The sequence below is a fragment of the Brenneria izbisi genome, from assembly GCF_025840185.1.
In the GTDB taxonomy this organism is placed as follows: Bacteria; Pseudomonadota; Gammaproteobacteria; order Enterobacterales; family Enterobacteriaceae; genus Brenneria; species Brenneria izbisi.
In genome coordinates this window covers 1-605 of sequence record NZ_JAMPJU010000047.1, presented here as the reverse complement: position 1 = coordinate 605, position 605 = coordinate 1, and the positions used below count along the sequence as shown (strand labels likewise).

General features: G+C 56.4%; 1 protein-coding gene. It reads right to left on the bottom strand.

Annotated elements, in window-relative coordinates:
• Window positions 1–605: GTP-binding protein (locus NC856_RS17680; protein WP_264091708.1), on the bottom strand; the 605-nt coding region annotated here is incomplete at both ends.

The window sequence follows — 605 nt, the reverse complement described above, 5'->3', positions numbered from 1 at the left end:
GGCAGCAGGAACGGCTTGTCAATCGCACGCTCTGGTTCCGGGATATAAGAATCCAGCGCTTCAGCCAGTTCGATGATTTTCGCTTCCCACTCGGCATCGCCTTCCAGCGCTTTCAGCGCCGAACCACGGATTACCGGCGTATCGTCGCCTGGGAAATCGTACTGAGACAGCAGTTCGCGAACTTCCATCTCCACCAGTTCCAGCAGTTCTTCGTCATCGACCATGTCACATTTGTTCAGGAACACGATGATGTAAGGCACGCCAACCTGACGACCCAGCAGGATGTGCTCACGAGTCTGCGGCATCGGGCCGTCTGTCGCCGCAACCACCAGGATCGCGCCATCCATCTGGGCGGCGCCGGTGATCATGTTTTTCACGTAGTCGGCGTGCCCTGGGCAGTCAACGTGCGCGTAGTGGCGAGTCGGGGTATCGTATTCAACGTGAGACGTGTTGATGGTGATACCACGCGCTTTTTCTTCCGGTGCGTTATCGATCTGATCGAATGCACGCGCGGAACCACCGTAGGTTTTAGCCAGAACGGTAGTGATAGCAGCGGTCAGCGTTGTTTTACCATGGTCAACGTGGCCGATAGTACCGACGTTAAC